This window comes from Streptomyces beijiangensis, assembly GCF_017315755.1.
Lineage (GTDB): Bacteria > Actinomycetota > Actinomycetes > Streptomycetales > Streptomycetaceae > Streptomyces > Streptomyces beijiangensis.
Genome location: NZ_JAFLRJ010001002.1, coordinates 1 through 435, shown reverse-complemented (window position 1 = coordinate 435; position 435 = coordinate 1). Strand labels below are relative to the sequence as shown.

Below are 435 nucleotides of genomic sequence, written 5' to 3'. Positions count from 1 at the left end.
GCGCTGTCACTTCCGCCGGCGCTGTCACTTCCGCCGGCGGAGTCATCGGCAGGCTCGTCTTTCTGCGGGTGGAGTTTCGCCCGCAGCCCGTCGAGGAGGTAGGCGTATTTGGTCCTGATCTCCCCGGCCGGTTCACGTCCGGACTCCCAGCCGCGCACGGTGCTGGGACCCACGCCGAGCGCCTGGGCGATCTGAGCCTGGGAGAGTCCCAGGCCTTCGCGCAGGACACGTCGCTCGCCGGCCGGCGGGAGTGCGGCCTCGGGCTGGACCGATGCCAGCAGCGCGTCGAGGGCATCGAAGTCTGTCAACGCCCCGCTCCATTCGGCTCGTCGGCGGCTGCCTGCCCCAGATGCGCTCTCCACATGTCCGTCAGCTTAATTGTTTGCCCGCTCCTTTCTTCGACACGGCGACCGGGGAGGTCCGGCCGGCGCCTCG

General features: G+C 69.7%; 1 protein-coding gene. It reads right to left on the bottom strand.

Annotated features, from left to right (window positions below; all coding sequences use genetic code 11):
- Positions 1 to 308: helix-turn-helix domain-containing protein (locus J0695_RS40280; protein WP_206969765.1), on the bottom strand; the 308-nt coding region annotated here is incomplete at its 3' end.
- Positions 309 to 435: the final 127 nt, after the last annotated feature.